Raw genomic sequence first — 19,715 nt, forward strand, 5'->3', positions numbered from 1 at the left:
TATGGGCCATTTGACGGCAAGCGACATTTCTCAAGGGCTGCGGGCGGGCAAGCTCGATGCGGTCACTGTGACAGAGCAGGTGTTTGATCGCATCGCAGAGCATGGTGACGATGCGATCTATATCGACATCCTGCGCGACCGCGCGATGGTGGAAGCAAAGGCTGCGCGCCTGCGGTATCGTGCGGGCCTGCCCGCCAGCCCGCTTGACGGCGTGCCTGTTGCTTGGAAGGATCTGTTTGACCTCAAGGGCCGCGTCACCACCGTCGGAGCCGTGGTGACAAAGGCCGATCCCCCGGCTCAGGCAGATGCACCGGTCATCGCAGCCGCGCACCGTGCCGGCATCATCAGCACCGGCACCGTGAACATGACCGAGTTTGCCTATTCCGGCATCGGGCTGAACCCGCATTACGGCACACCGCGCAATGTCCACGCCCCTGCCGGGCAAACCCGCAGCCCCGGCGGGTCGTCCTCGGCCTCCGGCGTTGTGGTCTCGGCGGGGATCGTACCGATTTCGATGGGCTCGGACACCGGCGGGTCGGTGCGCATTCCTGCGTCGTTCAATGGGGTTGTCGGGTATAAGACCTCGTCGGGCCGCCACCCGATGGCGGGGGTCTATCCGCTGGCCAAATCGCTCGACACGATCGGCCCGTTGGCCCACACCGTGGCCGACTGCGCGCTTTTCGATGCGGTCTTGCGTGGCAAAAACGCGCCCGAGGCGCAGGCGGCAGACCCTGGCACGCTGAATTTTGTCATTCCCGATGACATCCTGCTCAATGACCTCTCTCCCGCCGTCGCGGAGAACTTTGACGCTACCGTCGCGCGGCTTGAAGCGGCAGGCGGGCGGGTGCGCCGCATATCATTGCCCGAACTGACCGAGTTGACCGATCTGATCGCACGCCTCGGTGTCTTGGCCGGAGCCGAAGCGCTGGTGCTGCATCAGGAGCGGATTTACGGCGCCGCAGCCGACCAGATGGACGCCCGCGTGGTGCGCCGCATCAAGCTGGCCGAAAGCATGAGCGCTGTTGATCTGCTGGTGCTGCAACAGGCCCGCGCCCGCACCATGGCCTCAACCGCCGAAGCCCTCGGCAACGCCATCGTTCTTTGCCCCACCACTGCCGTAACCGCGATGGAGACCACCCCCCTTGAGGCGGATCAGGACGCCTTTTTCCGCGCCAATGGCCTCACGTTGCGCAACACATCGCTGGGGAATTTTCTGGACTGGTGCGGCGTGTCTATTCCCAACGGCACCGATGCTGACGGCATGCCCACGGGGTTCCTGCTCTCGGCGTCTTCGGGACAGGACACGGCCCTGCTGGCCGCGGCCTTGGGCTGCGAGGAGATCATCCGCGGCTGAGGCCGCCCTGACAACGACTGAAAAATCAGAGGAGACTGAGAAATGAGTAAGAAGATCTATTGTGCCTTTGGCACCGATATCGACTCCGTCGCGGGCCAGATCGGGTCCTATGGCGGCGGCGATTCCCCCAATGACATCCAGCGTGGTATCTTTGCCACCGAAGTCGGCGTGCCGCGCCTGCTGCGCCTGTTCAAGAAGTACGAGATGCGGACATCGTTCTTCATCCCCGGCCATTCGCTCGAGACCTTCCCCAAGGAAATGGACATGATCGTCGAAGCCGGTCACGAGATCGGTGCGCACGGCTATCTGCACGAAAACCCCGTCGCGATGACGCCATCGCAAGAGGAAGACGTGTTGGTCAAATCGATCGAGTTGATCAAAGGGCTGACCGGCGAGGCACCCAAAGGCTATGTCGCCCCTTGGTGGGAAATGTCCAACGTGACCGCAGCCCTGCTGGGCAAATACGGTTTTTCCTACGACCACAGCCAGAGCTATCGTGACTTCCAGCCGTTCTATGCCCGCGTCGGCGACGAGTGGAACGTGATCGATTACTCCAAGACCGCTGGCGAGTGGATGCATCCGCTCAAGCACGGTAAGGAGATTGACCTCGTCGACATCGGCGCGAACTGGTATGTCGACGACCTGCCCCCGATGATGTTCATCAAGAACGCGCCTAACAGCCACGGCTTCGTCAGCCCTCGCGACATCGAACAGATGTGGAAAGACCAGTTCGACTGGGTCTACCGCGAGATGGAATATGGTGTGTTCCCGATCACCATCCACCCCGACGTTGCGGGCCGTCCGCAGGTTCTGTTGATGCTGGAGCGCCTAATCGAGTACATCAACGGTCATTCCGGCGTCGAATGGGTGGACTTCAACACCATCGCTGACGACTTCCGCAAACGCTTCCCCTTCGACAGCGACAAGCGCCCAGAAGTGATCTAAGCCATCAAGGGGCAGCGCGAGCCGCGCTGCCCTGTCCCTACGCAACGAGGTCTTAAGATGTGCAACGCCTGTGGTTTTCCGACACGCCCCGGCCATTGGACCGATGCAGGCGCGGACAACGCCGGCGACCGCCTGCGGCTGCAGATGCGTCGCGCGCAGATCCTGAACCGGTTGCTCAGCAGCTATGGGTTCACCGCTCGACCGCCCGGTCATGGTCCGGGTTTCGCGCTCTCGTCCTTCACAGGCCGGACCGCCCTACTCCCCGACCTCGAATCCGTCTGGGAGGACGCCGCGCGACAGATCGGCGCTCCGATTGACCCGCTCGCCCCCCGCTTTACCAAAACCCCTTCTGCCCCATGACACCGGACGCGGACGACAGCCGCCTGCGCCTGACGATCCTTGGCGGCTATCTGGGCTCTGGCAAAACCACATGGCTGCGCCATCAGTTGTTCGCGGGCACGTTTCCCGGTGCGCATATCCTTGTGAACGAAGCGGCCTTAACGCCAGTAGACGATACCTTGCTCGCCGCGCAGGCCGCCAGCATGACCATGCTCGCAGGTGGATGCGCCTGCTGCACGGGCAAGGCGGACCTGATCGCCGCCCTGCGGGCGCTTTGTGACACCCGCAGCCGCCAAAGCGCCGAGATGCGCGGCACCAATCAGATCGTGCTGGAAACCAGCGGCCTTGCCGATCCTGCTGCCATTCTTGCGGCGATCCGGGATGACGGGGTTCTTGTGCATCATATCCGTGTGGCCGAGATCGTCGTACTGGTGGACGCCCTCCACGCCGTGCAGCAGTTGCAAAGCGAACACCTGAGCCGCGCTCAGATTGAGGCCGCCGACCGCATTATCCTGACCAAAGTCGACGCCGTTACGGACCATACGCTCGCGGCTGTTATGGCGACTGTGAAACAGCTTAACCCAGCGGCAGAGATTGAGGCCGCGGCAAAGGGTCTGCCCCACGCTCTGTCGAACCTGCCGGACGTCCCCGCCTATGCGCTGCCGTTGCTATCAGACGGCATGGCTCCCATCCTCCCCACCAAGATCGACATTCCCGAGGATGTGGACTGGGCCGCCTTCTCGGTCTGGCTCTCGGCGCTTCTCTATGCGCGGGGTGACGACTTGGTGCGCGTCAAAGGTGTGTTTGAAACGCCCGCCGGGCCGCTTTTGCTACAAGCCGTCCGAAAATCTGTCCAGCCGCCCGAACTGCTCCCCGCTCCCGCGCAAGACCGCCGAAATCAGATTGTCTTCATCGGGCGAGGGTACGAAAGCGAAGACCTGCGCCGCTCGCTCGCCTATTTCACCCGCAACTGAATAAAGCCGCGACAACGTGCACTCGCAGAGTGTGCCGTTGGCGTTACAGACATCAAGCTACGGGGCTTTCGGGACTGAAGCTGACCGCAAGAATATCCAAGCAAAAGGGTGGGCTCAATGCGTTACAGCTATACAATCGGCATGTGGCTCTGCTCCCTCTGGGGGCCAGAGGGGATCAGCCAAGCCTTGGTAATAGACGAATGGCAATAGGAGACGAGCACCATAGCTGCATATACTTCAAAAGATAACGATCCCATTCATTGATAGTTTTGTTGCAAATCGAATGCCTAATTTTGCTCCCGGTTAGATTACCAATGTCAAAGCTCGACCATAAGGTGATGGCCAGCCATGTTAATCCGATGGCACGGCGCAGTAAATGCTATCAACGGAGCGGCATCAAACCGCGACAGGTCCAAAACGGGATCCAGTCACTTAGATCAAGGCGGCAGAACCAGCGATATGCGCGGTTGATATGCACCTCGTCGCACAACCGCCGCTCTGACCGGATGCCGAAGCAATAGCCGACCAACAGCATGCGGATCAGCAGTTCGCTATCGACCGAGGGACGGCCAGTGTGGCTGTAAAAGCCTGCAAGATGGGCACGGATACTGCTCAGGTCGACAAACCGGTCGATGGATCGAAGCAGGTGATCTTGCGGAACGTGATCCTCCAGCGAGGACTGATAGAATAGTGCTGGTTGAGCTTCCTGTCACGGTCCCATCATCGCCGATCCTCCTCTGAATTACACGAATTGAATCAGCAGTTCAGGGCGCGATCAAACAATCGTTTTTCAACAAAGTACGCCGCTGTCGCAAATCAGGTTCCACCACCCGCCTATGATCCCTGCTCATCATCGCTTTCTCCAGAATGCAATAATTTATCGGGGGGCCAGATACTCTTCTCTTAAAAGCCTTTTGTGCAGTTTTCCCGTCTCTGTCCGAGGTAAACTTCCACGGAACTCGATACTCCGTGGACATTTGATTGAAGACAGCTTCGTTCGGCAAAATTCAAACAAGATCTCACGGAGTCCATCTGAAGCTTCGATATTAGGGACCAACTGCACGACCGCATGAACCGCTTCGCCAAAATCCTCATGTGGGATACCTATGACCGCCGCGTCGAGCACAGCCGGATGGTTTAGCAGCGTATCTTCAGTTTCTTGCGGATAAACGTTCACTCCGCCGGAAATGATCATGAATGATTTCCGGTCCGTCAGGTAAAGGTACCCTTCCGGGTCTACCCGGCCAATGTCCCCGAGGGTCGTCCAGCCTTTTTCATTGGTGGCGCGCCGGGTCTTTTCAGGATCTTTGTGATAAGCGAACTGATGGCCATTCTCGAAAAAGATTTCCCCTTCCTGTCCGACTGGTAGCTCTTCGCCTGTCTCGCCGCAGATATGGATGACCCCCAGTTTGGCCCGGCCCACTGAGCCGGGGTGAACGCGCCACTCACGGCTTGTTATAGCGGTAAAGCCATTATTCTCAGTGCCAGCATAATACTCGTGGATGATATCCCCCCACCACGCCAGCATCTCGTGCTTGACCTCAAGCGGACAGGGTGCCGCGGCATGTACAGCCATCTGCATAGACGAAAGGTCGTATTTCTCACGTACCGCCTGAGGTAGTTTTAACAAGCGCACGAACATGGTTGGTACCCATTGGCTGTGGGTGATCCGATGCTCTTCAATAAGTCTTAGCGCCTCTTCGGCGTCAAATCGGCCCATGATGACCGCAGTACCACCCGATTTGATCGTGACCATTGAGTGGCGCAAGGGGGCTGCATGATATAGCGGCGCAGTAGACAGGTATAGCGTATCCGGTCCGTAGCCGAAAAGACCAGTCAGCAAATCGACCAGCATTGTGCGTGTTCCAAGTGGCGCAGGCTCCAACGGCCACTTGATACCTTTTGGCCGCCCTGTTGTGCCTGAGGAATAGAGCATATCAAGCCCTTGGGACTCGTCTGGGATTGGCGTGGTTGGTTGATCCGCGAGGGCTTGATCCCAGCTTGGGAGACCGTTCAAGCCCGCGCCCACGACACGCACAGCACAGATTTCGGCGAAATCTGCCCGTAGTTTCGGGATTAACCCCGCAAACCGCGCGCTTGTAATTAGCAACTGAGCATCGCAATCGCCGAGGATATATGCGATCTCTTCTGGTCCCAGATGAGTACTGATGGTCGTATAATACACTCCGGCACGATCCGCAGCAAAGCAGACCTCCAGCATTTCGCGACGGTTCTCCATCAGAATGGCAATATGCGCCCCGGCCTCGATGCCCGTAGCGCGCAGCAAATGTGCGCCTTGATTGGCCCGGGCTTCGAGCGCACCGAAGCTGACACTTTCGCCGGTGGCGGCCATGACGAATGCTGCCTTGTCCGCCGGGTGATGGCGAGGCTGCCAAGAAGTATCAATGTCGGACATGTCAGAACTCGATTAGGGTTTTGCCAAAGTGGCCACCGGCGCGTAGATGCGTTAGCGCCTCTTTCAGCTGCTCGAATTTGAAGGTCTCGCCCAGAACGGGACGCATTTCATGCTGGGCCATGGCACGCAGCATCGCTTCAAACCCGTCTCGGTGGCCCACGGTAACGCCTTGGAGACGGACCTGCCGGGCAACAATCGGACCCAGCGAGGCTTCGATGTTCAGACCCGACAGCACACCGATCATGGACAATGTGCCGCCCGGCCGCACGGCCCGCAGAGACAGAGGCAGCGTTTTCGCTCCGCCCAATTCGATAATGTTGTCATAGCCACCGCGGTCGGCGGTGATAGAACGGCTGGCGCGCGCCCAATCTTCTTCGCTGTGGTAATTGATCGTCGCGTCTGCGCCCATTTCAGAGACTTTGGCGAGTTTTTCGTCACTGGAGGAAATCACAGTGACTTGCGCCCCCTGCATCTTGGCGAAGGCCAAGGCGAAGAGCGCGACACTGCCGGTGCCTTGAACCAGCAACTTGTCCCCGGCACGGGTTTGGCCGTGGGTGACAACCGCACTCCATGCCGTGAGCGCAGCACAGGGCAGCGTCGCCGCTTCAGCGTCGCTCAGGTAGTCGGGAACCCTGACCACCCCTTCCGCAGAAAGGCAGATGCGGTCGGCCATAACCCCGTCAAGCGGCCCCCCCAAGGCTGACGCAAAACGTTCGGGGCTTGGCGCACCCGCCGTCCAGTTCTGGAAATAGGTCGGGCAGACACGGTCTCCCACGGCAACCCGGGTCACACCCGACCCCACTTCGATAATTTCACCCACCCCGTCGGACACAGGGATCAAGGGCAGTTCACCCGTAGCTCGGCCATAGCCCCGTTCGGGCACGATCAGATCGCGCGAATTGAGCGACGCCACCCGCATCTCGACGATGACCTGCCCGGGTCCGCAGCTTGGCTCATCGCGCTCAGTCAGCGTGAGATTGTCGAACCCCCAATCGCCTTCAATTTGGAATACACGCATGGTTCAGGTCTCCTTTCGGGCGGTCAAACGTGCCACCCTGTCTTTGAGAATATTTGTGGCCCCATCGGTGAAGCCCGCGATCTGCGCGGCGGCGATGTGGCGGGTAAAGGGGTGCTCCGGACGCAAACCTTCCGCCCCCATTAGTTGCAAAAGCCTTGGCAGATGGGTCTGCGCACAGGTGACTGATCCAATCTTAGCTTCGGCGGCAGCAAGCTGTGCATCTGCGCCTTGCGACACTTGGGCGACGGCATGTCGGGTCACGTCACGCGCTTGGGTCAAGGCCCTTTCAGCCGCATCAAACTCTGCATGCCAACGCGGTATCTGGTTAAGCGGCTTACCGAAACTGAGGCGCTGTGCGCCATAGGCGGCTGCACTGTCGAGCGCGGCTTGCAGCATACCGTCGCACATTGCCGCGACATAGGTCCGCGCGGCATTTATTTCTTGCAGGATCGCCTTGAATGCCGTGCCGGGCGCGGAGATCATCGCCTCCTGTGGCAGTTTGACCCCATCAAGGTGAAACCCTCCAGTCCCAAGACTGGTCTGCGCGAAAGCGCTGTCGATTGCATAGCGCGTGACCCCGGGAACAGTCAGGTCAACGACGAAGGCGCCGATACCACTGCTGTCGCCGATCTCAGCGCATTGGGCATAGACCACGGCCAATCCCGCCTGCCGCCCGTTGATGATCCAGGACTTCTCGCCGTCCAGTAGCCAGCCCCCGTCGACCTGCCGCGCCGTGGTACGGATTGCGGCAAAATCGCTTCCGGTGCCGGGTTCGGTCAATGCAGTGCAGGCGTGCATCTGCCCCGAGAGCAGCGCCGCCAAAGGTTGCTCGACGGCCGCCACCTGCCCCTCTTCACAAAGGCGCAGCGCGATATTGTGAGTATTGACGAGTGACATGGCAAAGCCGAAGTCCGCCCCTGCCATGATCTCGCAGGCCGCGACACGGGTTGCAAAGTCGACCCCCTGCCCTCCGCGCGCTTTAGGCAATTCCATACCAAGAAGTCCTAGAGCGGCGGCCTCTTGGTAAAGCGCAGGCTCCGGCGCGGCCCCGATGGACCATGCAGCGGCCTCCGGGGCGACACGGCCCTTGGCGAAGTGCGTGACCTTATCCAGAAAGGCTCGGCTCATGTCCGACCCCGCCGTTTCTCCATCAGGTCGCGGGCGATACCGGCGATCCCGCGCGGCATGAAGATCGTCGCCAGAACCAGCACCAGACCGTAAAGGATCAGCCGGAAACTGTCGGCAAAGCGCAGATATTCGGGCAGGAAGACCACGAAGAACGCGCCGATAAGTGGCCCCGCAATGGTGCCCGACCCGCCGATAATTACCGCAAGGATCGCATCAAGCGACTGCGCAATGCCAAAGATCTCCGGATTGATGAAGCTTTGGTAATGGGCGTAGATCGCACCAGCGAGGCCCGCAAACATTGCCGAGGTCACGAAGGCAAAGAGCTTGTACTTCCAAGCCGCAATCCCAACCGCGCCGACGAGGTCTTCGTTCTGGCGGATTGCGACGAGGATTTGCCCTATCCTCGAGCGCACGATCAATGCCGCAAGCCCCGTCATCAGCGCCGCGATGATCAATACAAAGTAATAATACGTCTCCCGGTCGCGCCAATTGAATAGTGCGTCCTTGCCACCGGGCTTCGGGATGCCGGTGATGCCAGCCTCACCTTGGGTAAGGTCGTGGAAATTCATCAGGACGATGAAGATCACCATGTTGAAAGCCAGTGTAACGATGGCAAAGTAGTGCCCCTTGACCCGAAGGCTGGGGTAACCTGTCAGCAGCGCGAAGAAGGCAGTCACAAAGGGCGCGAGGATGATCGTCAGCCAGACTGGCAGATCAAAGTGCATGCCCATCAGAGCCGTCGAATAGGCGCCGATTCCCATGAACCCAGCCTGCACGATCGAGACATAGCCGGTGTACCCTTGGATCAAGTTCTGGCCTTGCGCCGCGATGACCCAGATCAGGGCCAGAACGCATAGGTGGATGTAGTATTTCACGGAAATCAGCTGCGGCAACAACACGAAGCCAACCAGTGCCAAACCGTAAAGGATGAAGGTACGATTACGAGCCATTATGCTTTCCCCATCAGGCCCTGAGGCCGGAACAACAGAACGCTGATCATTACGACGAATGCGATCACGTCCTTATAAGCGGATGAAATGAAACCGGCGGCGAGTGCCTCGGTGATGCCGAGCACGAGCCCCCCCACAACGGCGCCCGGGATCGACCCCAGACCGCCCAAGATGAGCACGGCAAAGCCCTTAACCACCAAGCCTTCGCCGATGCCCGGTGCAATCGCAAAAAGCGATCCGACCATGACCCCCGCGCAGACCCCTAGCGCTGTCGAGATTGCAAAGACCACCAGCGGGATCGTCTTGACGTTAACACCCATAAGGATCGCGGCGTCGCGGTTCTCGGCCACAGCGCGGATCGCTTGGCCCGTTTTGGTGCGTTCGACAAATACCGTCATCGCGGCGATCAAAAGCGCGGCGGCAAGGATCACATAGAGCCGCAGCTCGGGAATGGTGACACCGCCGATGTTGAAGACGCGGGAGAAGTCGGTCGGGATGACGACTTGCTCATGTCCAAAGAGTTCGAGGTTGATCCCCTCGACCATCATGGTCAGGCCAAGCGCCACGATAAAGGCGTTGATATGATTGGCATCTCGTACCGGGCGATAGGCCAAGAGTTCAATCAACACCCCCAGCACAAGCCCCACCAGCAGCGCGATCAGGATCGCCAACAGCAAGGGAATGCCCCAACTGGTGACAAAAAAGAATGTCAGATAGCCACCGAACATGGAGACTGATCCATGAGCAAAATGCGCGATGCCGAGGATACCGAAAACCGTGGTCAGCCCCAGTGCAATCAGCACATAGACACCCCCGATGGCGATGCCGTTAATAATTTGTTGAAGTACCTCAACCATGCCGCACCCTGCGAATTAAAGGAGATAGAAGAATGGGGCGCAGGAAACCTGCCCGCGCCCCGCCCGGGGAGGGATCAGTCGTCCAGCGTGCTCAGGAAAGCTGAGTACGCGGCGGCGTCAGACGGCAGGTCTTGCACAAAGACCCAGTTGCCGCCCTGCCACTGGAAAGCGCCATTGGAGGTATAGGCCTGCCCGTTTTCATCGAACATTTTGTCATCGACAGGCAGGTATTGCATGACGACCTCATCAGGCACCGCAATCTCGCGCAGCGCTTCGGCCACGGCTTCGGTGTCCTCTACGGTTCCAGCAGCCTCAATGGCATCCTTCAGCGCGTAGGTCTGATCATAGGAATAAGGTGAGCTTGGCGACGGCGCGATGCCGTACTCTTCGGTATAGTTTGCGTGGTAGGCCTTCCCGTTTTCGGATGCCGAGAGCAGTGTCAGCTCGGTCGGGCGCAGGTCCCAAACGCCTTCCATCTGCTCCGAAGTGGCCACACGGGTAAACTGCTCTTCGCTACCGGAGGTGAAACCATAGCGCGGCACGTCGATGCCCAGCTCGACTGCCTGTCGGTAGATAAACGCTGCTGGCTCCACATAGCCGACGACAAGGATCGCGTCAGGCTCTTGGCCTCGGATTTTGGTCAACTGTGGAGACATGTCGCGGTCTTTCAGACCAAATGCCTCCCGGCTCACGATTTCTCCACCCGCTTCCTCCAACTCCTTTTCAAAGGCGTCGACGTAGCTGGCGTAGAACCCCACATCCAGCGCGCCCAAGACGGCAACCCGCTTGTGGCCCTTTTCGGCGACAAAGGTACCAGCCGCCGCACCAGTATAATCTGCTGGCGGACGCGTGCGCGTGAGGTTCGGGATTTCGCGGGTCGTGATCGACCGCTCAGCGGCATTGCCCACAAGCATCACCGCATCTTCATATTCGATGAAAGATGCCACAGCCCCGGTCGCACCCGAGCAGCAGAAACCAAGAATATACTTAACGCCGTCTCGGTCGATCAGCTTGCGCACGGCGTTGGAGGCCTCGGTCGGGTTGGCCTTGTCGTCATAGGCGATGACGTTGAGCATGTAGGTGTCTTCGCCCACCTTGATCCCGCCACTGGCGTTGATCTCTTTCGCGGCCAGTTTGACCGCATTGGTCTGCGGCAACCCATAGACGGCCCCGCCCCCGGTCAGCGCATCGCTGACCCCTATGTCGAGTGTCTTTTCCTCGGCCCAAGCGGCACCCGCCGTCATGACCATTGCAGCTGTCAATGCTGTCAGTCTCATGTTCTGTCTCCTCCCAGAAACGTTGGTATCAGTGGCCCAGATACGCCTTTGCCACATCTGGATGTGATTGCAGCTCTGCGCCCGTACCGCTCAGCACGATCTCTCCGGCTTCGAAAAGATAGGCCCGGTCGGCAAGCCGCAGCGCCATGGCCGAGTTTTGCTCGACCAGCAGGATGGTTTTCCCCATCTCTTTGACCCTCGCGATGGTCTCCCCCACCTCCGCGACGATTTTAGGGGCGAGCCCCAATGACGGTTCGTCAAAGATGCAGAGCTTGGGCCGCGCCATAAGCGCCCGGCCAATCGCCAACATCTCCTGCTCCCCACCCGACAGTGTGCCCGCAGCTTGATGTGCGCGGTCGCGCAGGATGGGAAACATGTCCATCATCTCTTCAACATCCGCTGCCTGCTCCGCATCCTTGCGCGGATAGGCCCCCATCTTGAGGTTCTGCAGCGTTGTCATTTGCGGAAAGACCTGACGCCCCTCGGGGCACATGGTGATCCCCGCTTTGACGATGGAGTGGCCGCTTTGGTTAGTGATATCTTGGCCCTCGAACTCAATGGTTCCTGCCGTGGCCGGAACCAGCCCGCAGATCGCCTTAAGTGTGGAAGACTTACCCGCGCCATTTGCGCCAATCAGCGCGACGCACTCGCCCTGATTAACTTGCAAGTCGATGCCGTGGATGACTTCGATCGCGCCATAGCTGACGCGGAGGTTGGATACGTTCAACATGTCAGGCCGCCTCGCCGAGATATGCGTCGATGACGACGGGATTGTTGCGGATTTCCTCGGGTGTGCCTTCTGCGATCTTTTGGCCAAAGTTCAGCACCACGATCCGGTCGCAAACCTCCATGATCAGCGCCATGTGGTGTTCAATCACCAGCACCGAAGTGCCCAGGTCGCGGATTTTCTTGATCAGGTCGCTCAGGGTTTTGCGCTCATGCGAGACAAGCCCGGCAGCGGGTTCATCCAGCAAGATAACCTTGGGATTTGACGCCAGCGCCGTTGCGATCATGAGGAAGCGTTGCTGGGCCGAGCTGATGGTGCCCACGCGTTGGTCCTGTACCGGTGTGAGGTCGGTAATGTCGAGAATCCGGTCGACACGCGCGGCCAAATCCTCTTCCTCGCTGGATTTCCGCCCGATGCCGAATACTGACGATAGTGGATGCGAAGTGCGTGTTACGTTGCAACCTAGCACGACATGGTCGCGCACCGTGAATTCCGTGAATGTGCTGGCCGTTTGAAAGGTACGCGACAGGCCCTTCGCCACGCGGTCATATTCCGGCAGATTATCGATTTTGGCACCGGCCAAGGTAATCGCGCCAGATGTGATCGGAAACAACCCCGCCAGACTGTTCACCGTGGTCGATTTTCCGGAACCATTCGGTCCAATCAGGCCGAGGATTTGCGCCTCGTTCACATCAAAGGACAGGTCTCGGATCGCATGCACGCCGCCAAACGACTTGCACAAAGATTCGACCCTCAAAACAGGTGTCGCCATAGTAAATTCCCCTCCCCGCTCCTCCTGCGGTTTGAGGAGCGTGCGACGGCCCACGGCTCAAATCAAATTCAAAGATTCCACTTGGCTATCTAATTTTTAGATGATTAGGTGTGGTGAAGCTGAACACGATCAAGGGAGTTTACCCCTGTGAGGCCGATCAGAAATATCAAGTCTATGCAAATATTTAGCCTGACTGCGGAGACTCGGAATGTCACCCGTGCGGCGCAGCTTTTGAACATCAGTCAAAGCTCAGTGAGTTATCACATTAAAAAATTAGAATCGGATCTTGGCTACCGCCTCTTCCACCGCACCAAGCAAGGGCTGACACTCACTGAGGAAGGTGTCGAGCTTGCGCGGCATGTTGGGCGGGGGCTGGAGATAATCCAAACTGGGCTCGACCAGTTATCGATACGGGCGGGCGCGATCCGTATCGCGCTTTTGCCGATGTTCTCCAGCCGATGGTTGTCATCAGAGCTGGGCAACTTGATCGAACAATATCCTGACATGCGCCTATCAATGCACAACCACAACAATAACTATGCATATATGCCCGAGCCTGGGCGTTTTGCGGATATTGGCATTCAATGGGGAAAAGGTGACTGGAACGGCTTTGAGGTTCATCCACTTTGGCCCGAGAGAATGGCATTAGTCTGCAGTCCCGAGTATCTCGAGAGCCATCCCATAACTGAGCCGAAGGATGTGACAGACTGCACTCTGTTGCATGTAGACGATACCGGCATGTGGGAGGAATGGTTCACTTTGAACGAAATGAAGATGGTAAATAACCAGCCGCAAATGATGCTTGAAGACCGCCATTTTCAGCTCAGCTCGACCATCAATGGTTTGGGATTGTCTCTCTTTGCCTCTTGGCTGGTGCAGGAGGAATTGGAAAGCGGGGCGCTGGTTAGTCCTTTCTGCCAAAATTTTAAAACCTCATATGCTTATCACCTAATTCTGCCGCGATTGAAGGTTTCATCCTCTACAGTGCTGCAGTTCCGCGATTGGCTTCTTAAAAATCGGTCCCAAGCAAATCGGCCACTTTTTTCGCCATCAGAAATTTAATGGCGAGGTAGGACAAGGCAGCATTGGCGGACCGCGCAAGTGCAACTCCGGCTGACAGCTTGAGCGGTGCTCTTTACCGCTCTGAAGGGATGGAGTTCACCGCTGCTCGAACAATTGACTGCGCGACTGAGTTCTGCGGTGCAGCTTTATCAGACCGGCCATTCATCCACCTTGCAGCATTTTCGGCGAGTAAAAGTCAGCAAAGCGGACTTGTCGGTCGCTACGGCCGCGAAGTGACCGCAGTTTGTAATTGGCCCGTTTGCAATTGAAGCGACAGGTAGTTGCAGGCCGAACACATGACGTCCGCACGATGAAAATGTTAATGCGAATGGAAGCAGGCGAAGGCCAAGCGTTCGAGTGAGCCTATGAATCCTTCTAACGTCTGGTGCAAGATGGAGAGCCGTAAACTGCCTCAGGATGACGGTGGTTGACGACAAGGCCGACAAGAAGCGAGAAGTCTATTGCCCGCGATCACTCTCAGCTGCACTGGCCACCTTTGAGAGAAGTGGTGAACATGTCCTGTCTAAGAACCTGCGCGAACCCCTAGGATATGACTCGGTCGAGAAAACTTTCCGCGCATGGCGCGGGACGCTCGGAAAACGGGCATCCCCTTACGTGCTCCTTGGTCTACGAAAACTCGCTATCGTCGAACTTGCTGAGGCCGGAGCGATGCTGAGATTCAGGCGGTCACAGGTCAAAGTGCTGAAAGGGTCGCGTACTACAGGAAGGACGCCAGCAGGGAAAAGCTCAGCCGTGCTGCTCAGGAGAAACGTGGATTAATAACCCAGCTACAGCCAAGCGCGAGCCATCTGTGTGAGACACACGATTAGAACCTCAGAACAAATGCCCTCAAAAACCAAAATACCTGATCTTCCATAAGAAGATCAGGTATTTGAATGCTGGTACCCAAGGCCGGACTCGAACCGGCACGCCTCGCGGCGGGGGATTTTGAATTTAGTCAACTGTCTTAGGTTTCAGCAAGTTAAGGCGCATTTGCCCCCCAGACATATAGAGAACGGAGAAGGAATGGGGGGCATAGTGTCTCTCAGCGTGTTTTTCATCAGAAAAATACTGCCTGATAGGCACGAAAACTTCCAAAATCGAGGCAAAGGTACTCCGGCTGAACTTTTGCAGTTTGGTGAAGAAAGTAACTAACTTCTTGCAGAGATTAGCTTTAGAGGCCTATCGAATACCGAGCACCTAATTCGCCATGCCATTTAGAAACCTCTTCATAGAATTCTCTCCATCTCAGTCGTTCAAACGCCCAGTGGTCTGGGCGAAAGCACTCTTCAGGGAGCAACACCGAGACGTCGCCAAAAATTAGACCTAAATCAACCGAAGATAATTCAATACTCAAGAGATCAATTTCTTTGAGAGCTAAGCCACTCGTAATATTTTTCCCATCGAAAATCGCGGTACCGTGCTTAATATCACTGAGATTTGCCATCGAAACATCTAGCGAACGCGCTTTGATGCCGAAAAAATGGCAGCTAGATATATTCGAAAATCTAGCTTGGGCTTGTATGAACCAGCAAGCTTCAAGAATTGAAGAATCAATCGTTGCGAAGTCCAGATTTGCCCCAGTGAAAATCGCTCCTAGCAACATGGCCTCGCTGAAACGTGACGCTGTCAGTTCCGCATTAACGAACCTAGCTCCTTCCAGTTGACAGTGGGCATGAAACTGGGCCCCTGCAAGGTCTGCATGCGAAAAGGTTACGCCATTCAAACTTGCACTGGTAAAGCTTGCCCCTCTGAGCTGAGCTCCCTTGAAAGAGGCCCCGTCTAATTTAGCGCCCTCAAGCAAAAGGCCCGAAAAAGATGCATCCGATCTGTCGATGCGTTTTGCAGAGAAGTCACCACCCTGCAAATTGGCACCACGTAGGTCCAAACGGTATCCTGAATAAGCTTCTAACGATTGCACCCAACCTTCGATGTGCTGCTGGATTGCCATCGTCTCTTTAGAAAGCAGCCCCTCAACATTTAAAGAATCTTGAAGTTTAGGAAGGCTTTCTGCCACTCTAGGTATAAATCGCTTACCTAGCTTGTCCGGCCAAACGGCTTCAACCATCCGCTGCTCTTCAGTGCGTCTTCCTATCACATTTAGAGCGAGCTGCAGGTCAATACGAAGGGATGGCAATGCACCGGCCCAGTCATAAGCTTTACCAAATAGTTTATACTCCTGGGTCCTCTCATCCAATTGTGACTTATGGAGCAACTGTGTCACTTCGTCAGCGCCATCCCCTAACGGCTCCCAATCAGGCAAAGGGAATTTCTTGTATTCATGAGAGTTTTCTCGGATGTAAGCGCAGAGGATTTCCATGATGCGAACATGATCGCGCCCACCATCATAGGTGGTAGAATCTTGAGCGATGCGCTCAAGCGATAATATGCCACCAATTCTCACTTCGATATTTGGGCAGGTTACTTCTCCGAAAACCGGTTCAGCTTTATCATCACACGCATAATCGTGCTTAGTGAAAATCAGTTTCTCAGAGCGGCTAAGGAGGCGCTTTACAGTTTTCTCAGCTCCAAGTTGTTCGGTTGCTTTATTAATTCTGTCCGTAATATGCCCTTCTTTTTGAAAAGACACTGTTCGGTGCTTTAGTACTGTTCCCCATAACAAAAAGGGTGAACCCAAAATTGCAGCCATTAAAGCGCCCGAGCCAAGCGTAGCCGTCCCATCATTGAAAACCATGTTTAGAAGCAGGCTAACGGTAGAGAATAACGCCAATGCGAAAACTATAATGAATAATACGGCAATCACTGGCCCAAGCGCTCGAGCTTTGCTCCAATTCGGATATCTTTCGAGTCCTAGCCAATCGAAAATATCATCTTCATTACTGTGCTTCTTCAACTAAAGCTCCTTTAGAAGTTATCGAACGAGACGAACAACAAGAATGCATGCGCCGGAAAACTCTCTACTTTAGAGAGAACCACACGTCGGTTATAAAATCTACGGTTTCAGCCAGCGGATCGCCTAAGCCGGTTTGAGGTTTTCCTGCACTGACTAGCGCACCGCTGCACATCGAGCGCTGAGCTACCTTGAGCTACCTATAGTATAGATTTTCAGCTCATCCTTGGTAAGGGAGAGGTCGAGAGTTCAATTCTCTCCAGCAGCACCACTAATCCCCTAATATTACTCACGTTTCACCGCCCCAGGGATTGACCTTTCTCGCCAGCTTTGCAGAACATTGCAGGAAAATACGCCGCAGAACGCGCCGCCAATGTACAAATCCTGTACATGTTTGCGCGCGTGTTCTCGATCTGTGCAGCTGCAACTGGCCCGAATCGGCGCGATCGATCAGCCCCCTTGCCCATCACATTGTCATAGGGGCTTTCTTGGGAAATTTGGTAACATATGGCCAGCCTGTACCACATTGACAGATAGCGCGCTTTTCAAACTCATGGTCTGTAATGCCATTCGGCAGATCATCTGGCTTGAGCGTAACGCTGTGACCGCAGGCCCAGCACCTTACCTCGATATGCGTAGTTCCTAGCTGAAACAGTTGATCGTTCAATGTTCGCGCTTAGCTTTCTGTAAATCACCGCCGGGTTCTATGTAGCGCCCTTACTGAAAAGGCCCGTCCCTGCGTGGGGGCGCAGAAGACGGGCGGCTTCGGGACAGAAGCGCGTGCTCCTTAAGTCGCGGCTTGGGGCTTGTACAGGTGATTTCAATTGACCTGACTTGCTCGCTTATATCACGAGGTTAATTGTATGTCATAATGGCAACACGCATACGGGTGTGACGGTCGTTTAAGCACTTGCGAATACCTCCCTAGGCGGAAGGGAAACACCATCTAGCTTTCGTCTGTGGCAATTATATTGGACGATCTTCTGCGTTAGTAGAGGAACAACCGCAACGCACCGTTCGAAACCGCCGCGAAGATTGCAATCCAGAGAACTTCTCTCGCTTTCTCAGTCATCAAACACCTCGATCTGCTGGCACTCCGTCAAAGCGCTATTCGCATACTAATGTTTCATTTGTGTGGCAGGATGCCCTCACGTGCAACCCGCATCATGGCCAAGCACCACCGCAGCACCCGCCCTGCCTACGGCATCAGGTGTCTGGGGATCGGGCAGAGCGTCCGCCAGCCGCTCGATCGCGCCCGTGAAATCCGGCCCGCAAAACGCCGCGTCATTTGTCCCGATTGCGCAACTGGTCACGCCAATCAGGGGCAGCATCAACATCCTTGATCGCATCCGATATATCCTTTGACCGCTGCAATTTGGTTTCCCGGTCATCGCGTGCCTGATCTGCACCGCCCTGGCGGTAGATCGCGAAGGCAATGGCGCAAAGGATCACCAACGCGGCGATGTACCTCACCACAGCCACCCCCAGAGGGCCGCGCCCACCAGCGCAGCCCCTACACTACCAGAAAGAAACAGGCCCATTCCGATGTAGAGGATCGGATCGGCCTGGGCGTGGTCACGGATCGCCGCGATCTGGCCGATCATTCCGCCAGCCGTGCCAGGCGCTTGCGGAAAAGATAAACCAGGGCCGCAGCCGTTAGCCCAAGCCCACCCATGGCAATGTATTGCGCGACCGGATCGAGATTGCCCAGGCTGCTAAATACACCGCCAGAAACAGCCGCAGTACCGCCCAACCCCGCAAGGATACCTTTCGCCTGGCCATCACCCGCCACGGTTTCAGCCTCGCGCGGTGTCTCGGCTGCAAAGCTCGGCGTTGCATGACGCTTGGGAAACGGCTTGCCCCAATTCGCCCGCGTGGCCCGCGCATCGACATGCACAAAATTCTGTTTGGGATAGGTGCCGATCCCCTTAAACCCGGCCGCAAGGGCCGCGCTGATATAAGTGTCGGGATCGTGGTTATCCATCCGCACATCAAAGGCGATCGCCTCCATATGCTTGCTGCCCTTTGCCCCGCCAACATTCCGGTTATGCTCTGGGCTGCGATAGGCGCTGTTCACAATCATAGGCGCGCCCAGCTTGTTTCGCAGGGCTTGCAGCTTGTCCATCGCCTCTGGCACGATCATCAAGCGCCCGGTGCCACGGCAGGCCATTTCCTGGGGCGAGAAAGAAGGCCAGCGCCATTCGGCCATCGGATAATCGCGCCAGTGTTTGTAAATCTTCGACATGGTGTTTCTCCAAAGCAAAAAACCCCGCAAGCGGGGCATAGGTTGATCGATCGAGTTTGATAGCTAGTTGGCGATCCTAAAAAACGCGGGCGGCTGTGTATACTTGAACAGCAGGCCGCCAGGGCATGTGTAAGTCAGATCGACCCGCAACTGATATTCACCGGAAGGCATAAAAGGGAGCGTGGGATATCGATAATCGAGATATGGATCATCCGCCGATCCGCCTGCCCATTCCGCATCTGGCAGATCATAAACAACGCCATCCTGACTGATTGCGGTGCGCTCTGAAACCACCGGGCAATCACCGCGCGCCTTTTCCCGCCAGATGCGAACCGGCAGCGCGTCACCCGCGCGTATGGGGCTCTTTAATGTCTCTACCTTACCGAAACCGCTGATAGGTTGCGTTCGATCAACCCGCTCATACCTAAAGGCGGTGAAGGCCACGAAGATGGAAAGCACCACGCAAACCGCGGCCAAAGCTCCGAACACGCGCATCATTTGAAGATCACCGATCGGTAGGTCCAAAGAACGCCGAACAAGGTCACAACAATACCGCCGAGCGTGGTTATTCCAACGATCAGAAGTTGGCGCTCTTTGGCAGCCTCCGCCTCTTTCATTTGGGCGATTTCTTCGTGCAGAGAACGGTTGTCCGCCCGCCACTCGGCAGCCATCACGGTATTGGCCTCCCGAAGCTCTGCGACAGACTTTTCAAGCTGCTCGATTTTGTATCCAGACAAGGTGGATTGTTGTGCGTCACCAGCCACTCATCACCTACCTATGTTGAGAATGTTGGAAACGCG

General features: G+C 56.7%; 19 protein-coding genes and 1 pseudogene. 5 read left to right on the plus strand and 15 right to left on the minus strand.

Features of this window, described 5'->3' with window-relative positions; genetic code table 11:
• The first annotated feature begins 1 nt into the window (after window position 1).
• From ACSQ16_RS12890 to ACSQ16_RS12905, 4 genes are read left to right on the plus strand one after another with little or no spacing between them, the layout of a single operon-like run.
• Window positions 2-1,354, plus strand: coding sequence for an amidase (locus ACSQ16_RS12890; RefSeq protein WP_243262902.1), 1,353 nt, complete (start codon window positions 2-4; stop codon window positions 1,352-1,354).
• A gap of 42 nt (window positions 1,355-1,396) precedes the next feature.
• Window positions 1,397-2,299, plus strand: coding sequence for a polysaccharide deacetylase family protein (locus tag ACSQ16_RS12895; RefSeq protein WP_093926467.1), 903 nt, complete (start codon window positions 1,397-1,399; stop codon window positions 2,297-2,299).
• Between the two features lie 57 nt (window positions 2,300-2,356).
• The gene (locus tag ACSQ16_RS12900; protein ID WP_243262901.1) at window positions 2,357-2,659 is read left to right on the plus strand and encodes a hypothetical protein; all 303 of its coding nucleotides are present in this window, start codon (window positions 2,357-2,359) and stop codon (window positions 2,657-2,659) included.
• Complete coding sequence (locus tag ACSQ16_RS12905) at window positions 2,656-3,612, plus strand: CobW family GTP-binding protein (protein ID WP_243262900.1); 957 nt, start codon at window positions 2,656-2,658, stop codon at window positions 3,610-3,612. Before ACSQ16_RS12900 ends, ACSQ16_RS12905 begins: the two co-directional genes overlap by 4 nt.
• Window positions 3,613-4,030: 418 nt before the next feature.
• Here ACSQ16_RS12905 and ACSQ16_RS12910 read toward each other — a convergent pair.
• The 9 genes and pseudogenes from ACSQ16_RS12910 to ACSQ16_RS12950 all read right to left on the minus strand — a co-directional run.
• A pseudogene (locus ACSQ16_RS12910) lies at window positions 4,031-4,285 on the minus strand (transposase); the annotation flags it as partial.
• Window positions 4,286-4,489: 204 nt separating this feature from the next.
• On the minus strand, window positions 4,490-6,028 hold the full coding sequence (locus tag ACSQ16_RS12915; RefSeq protein WP_243262899.1) for an acyl-CoA synthetase: 1,539 nt from the start codon (window positions 6,026-6,028) through the stop codon (window positions 4,490-4,492).
• Between the two features lies 1 nt (window position 6,029).
• Window positions 6,030-7,046: a zinc-dependent alcohol dehydrogenase family protein gene (locus tag ACSQ16_RS12920; protein WP_243262898.1), complete on the minus strand. Its 1,017-nt coding sequence runs from the start codon at window positions 7,044-7,046 to the stop codon at window positions 6,030-6,032.
• 3 nt (window positions 7,047-7,049) lie between these two features.
• A complete protein-coding gene (locus ACSQ16_RS12925; RefSeq protein WP_243262897.1) occupies window positions 7,050-8,174 on the minus strand; it encodes an acyl-CoA dehydrogenase family protein in 1,125 nt (374 codons plus the stop codon).
• Window positions 8,171-9,124 (minus strand): branched-chain amino acid ABC transporter permease, encoded by a 954-nt coding sequence (locus ACSQ16_RS12930; protein ID WP_243262896.1) that lies wholly within the window; start codon window positions 9,122-9,124, stop codon window positions 8,171-8,173. The genes ACSQ16_RS12925 and ACSQ16_RS12930 overlap by 4 nt, the downstream gene beginning before the upstream one ends.
• Window positions 9,124-9,981, minus strand: a complete 858-nt coding sequence (locus ACSQ16_RS12935; protein WP_093926474.1) for a branched-chain amino acid ABC transporter permease — start codon at window positions 9,979-9,981, stop codon at window positions 9,124-9,126. The genes ACSQ16_RS12930 and ACSQ16_RS12935 overlap by 1 nt, the downstream gene beginning before the upstream one ends.
• Before the next feature lie 74 nt (window positions 9,982-10,055).
• Entirely contained in the window at window positions 10,056-11,258 is a 1,203-nt protein-coding gene (locus ACSQ16_RS12940; RefSeq protein ID WP_243262895.1) for an ABC transporter substrate-binding protein, read from the minus strand.
• Between the two features lie 28 nt (window positions 11,259-11,286).
• Entirely contained in the window at window positions 11,287-11,988 is a 702-nt protein-coding gene (locus tag ACSQ16_RS12945) for an ABC transporter ATP-binding protein (RefSeq protein ID WP_317406234.1), read from the minus strand.
• A gap of 1 nt (window position 11,989) precedes the next feature.
• Window positions 11,990-12,757, minus strand: a complete 768-nt coding sequence (locus ACSQ16_RS12950) for an ABC transporter ATP-binding protein (protein ID WP_093926477.1) — start codon at window positions 12,755-12,757, stop codon at window positions 11,990-11,992.
• Between the two features lie 147 nt (window positions 12,758-12,904).
• Here ACSQ16_RS12950 and ACSQ16_RS12955 point away from each other — a divergent pair, with 147 nt between their 5' ends.
• Window positions 12,905-13,819 carry a LysR family transcriptional regulator gene (locus tag ACSQ16_RS12955; RefSeq protein ID WP_243262893.1) on the plus strand — a complete coding sequence of 305 codons (915 nt, stop codon included), beginning with the start codon at window positions 12,905-12,907 and terminating at the stop codon, window positions 13,817-13,819.
• A 1,174-nt stretch (window positions 13,820-14,993) separates the two neighbouring features.
• On the opposite strand, the gene ACSQ16_RS12960 is transcribed toward ACSQ16_RS12955, so the two are convergent.
• From ACSQ16_RS12960 to ACSQ16_RS12985, 6 genes are all read right to left on the minus strand, one after another.
• Window positions 14,994-16,673: a pentapeptide repeat-containing protein gene (locus tag ACSQ16_RS12960; RefSeq protein ID WP_435988519.1), complete on the minus strand. Its 1,680-nt coding sequence runs from the start codon at window positions 16,671-16,673 to the stop codon at window positions 14,994-14,996.
• A 1,145-nt stretch (window positions 16,674-17,818) separates the two neighbouring features.
• A complete protein-coding gene (locus tag ACSQ16_RS12965) occupies window positions 17,819-18,001 on the minus strand; it encodes a hypothetical protein (RefSeq protein ID WP_435988520.1) in 183 nt (60 codons plus the stop codon).
• A gap of 138 nt (window positions 18,002-18,139) precedes the next feature.
• Entirely contained in the window at window positions 18,140-18,274 is a 135-nt protein-coding gene (locus ACSQ16_RS12970; protein WP_435988521.1) for a hypothetical protein, read from the minus strand.
• Window positions 18,271-18,915, minus strand: a complete 645-nt coding sequence (locus ACSQ16_RS12975) for a YcbK family protein (RefSeq protein WP_435988522.1) — start codon at window positions 18,913-18,915, stop codon at window positions 18,271-18,273. The genes ACSQ16_RS12970 and ACSQ16_RS12975 overlap by 4 nt, the downstream gene beginning before the upstream one ends.
• 63 nt (window positions 18,916-18,978) lie before the next feature.
• A complete protein-coding gene (locus ACSQ16_RS12980; RefSeq protein WP_435988523.1) occupies window positions 18,979-19,413 on the minus strand; it encodes a hypothetical protein in 435 nt (144 codons plus the stop codon).
• Window positions 19,410-19,679 (minus strand): hypothetical protein, encoded by a 270-nt coding sequence (locus ACSQ16_RS12985; RefSeq protein ID WP_435988524.1) that lies wholly within the window; start codon window positions 19,677-19,679, stop codon window positions 19,410-19,412. Before ACSQ16_RS12985 ends, ACSQ16_RS12980 begins: the two co-directional genes overlap by 4 nt.
• Window positions 19,680-19,715 lie beyond the last annotated feature (36 nt).

Source organism: Sulfitobacter sp. SH24 (assembly GCF_965641895.1).
GTDB lineage: Bacteria > Pseudomonadota > Alphaproteobacteria > Rhodobacterales > Rhodobacteraceae > Sulfitobacter > Sulfitobacter dubius.

What these genes read in the sequence shown, in the direction of transcription:
- ACSQ16_RS12945 (WP_317406234.1), bottom strand. Translation starts at nt 11,988, where the DNA reads ATGTTGAACGTATCCAACCTCCGCGTCAGCTATGGCGCGATCGAAGTC.
- ACSQ16_RS12915 (WP_243262899.1), bottom strand. Translation starts at nt 6,028, where the DNA reads ATGTCCGACATTGATACTTCTTGGCAGCCTCGCCATCACCCGGCGGAC.
- ACSQ16_RS12965 (WP_435988520.1), bottom strand. Translation starts at nt 18,001, where the DNA reads ATGCTGCCCCTGATTGGCGTGACCAGTTGCGCAATCGGGACAAATGAC.
- ACSQ16_RS12950 (WP_093926477.1), bottom strand. Translation starts at nt 12,757, where the DNA reads ATGGCGACACCTGTTTTGAGGGTCGAATCTTTGTGCAAGTCGTTTGGC.
- ACSQ16_RS12940 (WP_243262895.1), bottom strand. Translation starts at nt 11,258, where the DNA reads ATGAGACTGACAGCATTGACAGCTGCAATGGTCATGACGGCGGGTGCC.
- ACSQ16_RS12890 (WP_243262902.1), top strand. Translation starts at nt 2, where the DNA reads ATGGGCCATTTGACGGCAAGCGACATTTCTCAAGGGCTGCGGGCGGGC.
- ACSQ16_RS12975 (WP_435988522.1), bottom strand. Translation starts at nt 18,915, where the DNA reads ATGTCGAAGATTTACAAACACTGGCGCGATTATCCGATGGCCGAATGG.
- ACSQ16_RS12925 (WP_243262897.1), bottom strand. Translation starts at nt 8,174, where the DNA reads ATGAGCCGAGCCTTTCTGGATAAGGTCACGCACTTCGCCAAGGGCCGT.
- ACSQ16_RS12900 (WP_243262901.1), top strand. Translation starts at nt 2,357, where the DNA reads ATGTGCAACGCCTGTGGTTTTCCGACACGCCCCGGCCATTGGACCGAT.
- ACSQ16_RS12980 (WP_435988523.1), bottom strand. Translation starts at nt 19,413, where the DNA reads ATGATGCGCGTGTTCGGAGCTTTGGCCGCGGTTTGCGTGGTGCTTTCC.
- ACSQ16_RS12930 (WP_243262896.1), bottom strand. Translation starts at nt 9,124, where the DNA reads ATGGCTCGTAATCGTACCTTCATCCTTTACGGTTTGGCACTGGTTGGC.
- ACSQ16_RS12920 (WP_243262898.1), bottom strand. Translation starts at nt 7,046, where the DNA reads ATGCGTGTATTCCAAATTGAAGGCGATTGGGGGTTCGACAATCTCACG.
- ACSQ16_RS12935 (WP_093926474.1), bottom strand. Translation starts at nt 9,981, where the DNA reads ATGGTTGAGGTACTTCAACAAATTATTAACGGCATCGCCATCGGGGGT.
- ACSQ16_RS12895 (WP_093926467.1), top strand. Translation starts at nt 1,397, where the DNA reads ATGAGTAAGAAGATCTATTGTGCCTTTGGCACCGATATCGACTCCGTC.
- ACSQ16_RS12970 (WP_435988521.1), bottom strand. Translation starts at nt 18,274, where the DNA reads ATGATCGGCCAGATCGCGGCGATCCGTGACCACGCCCAGGCCGATCCG.
- ACSQ16_RS12905 (WP_243262900.1), top strand. Translation starts at nt 2,656, where the DNA reads ATGACACCGGACGCGGACGACAGCCGCCTGCGCCTGACGATCCTTGGC.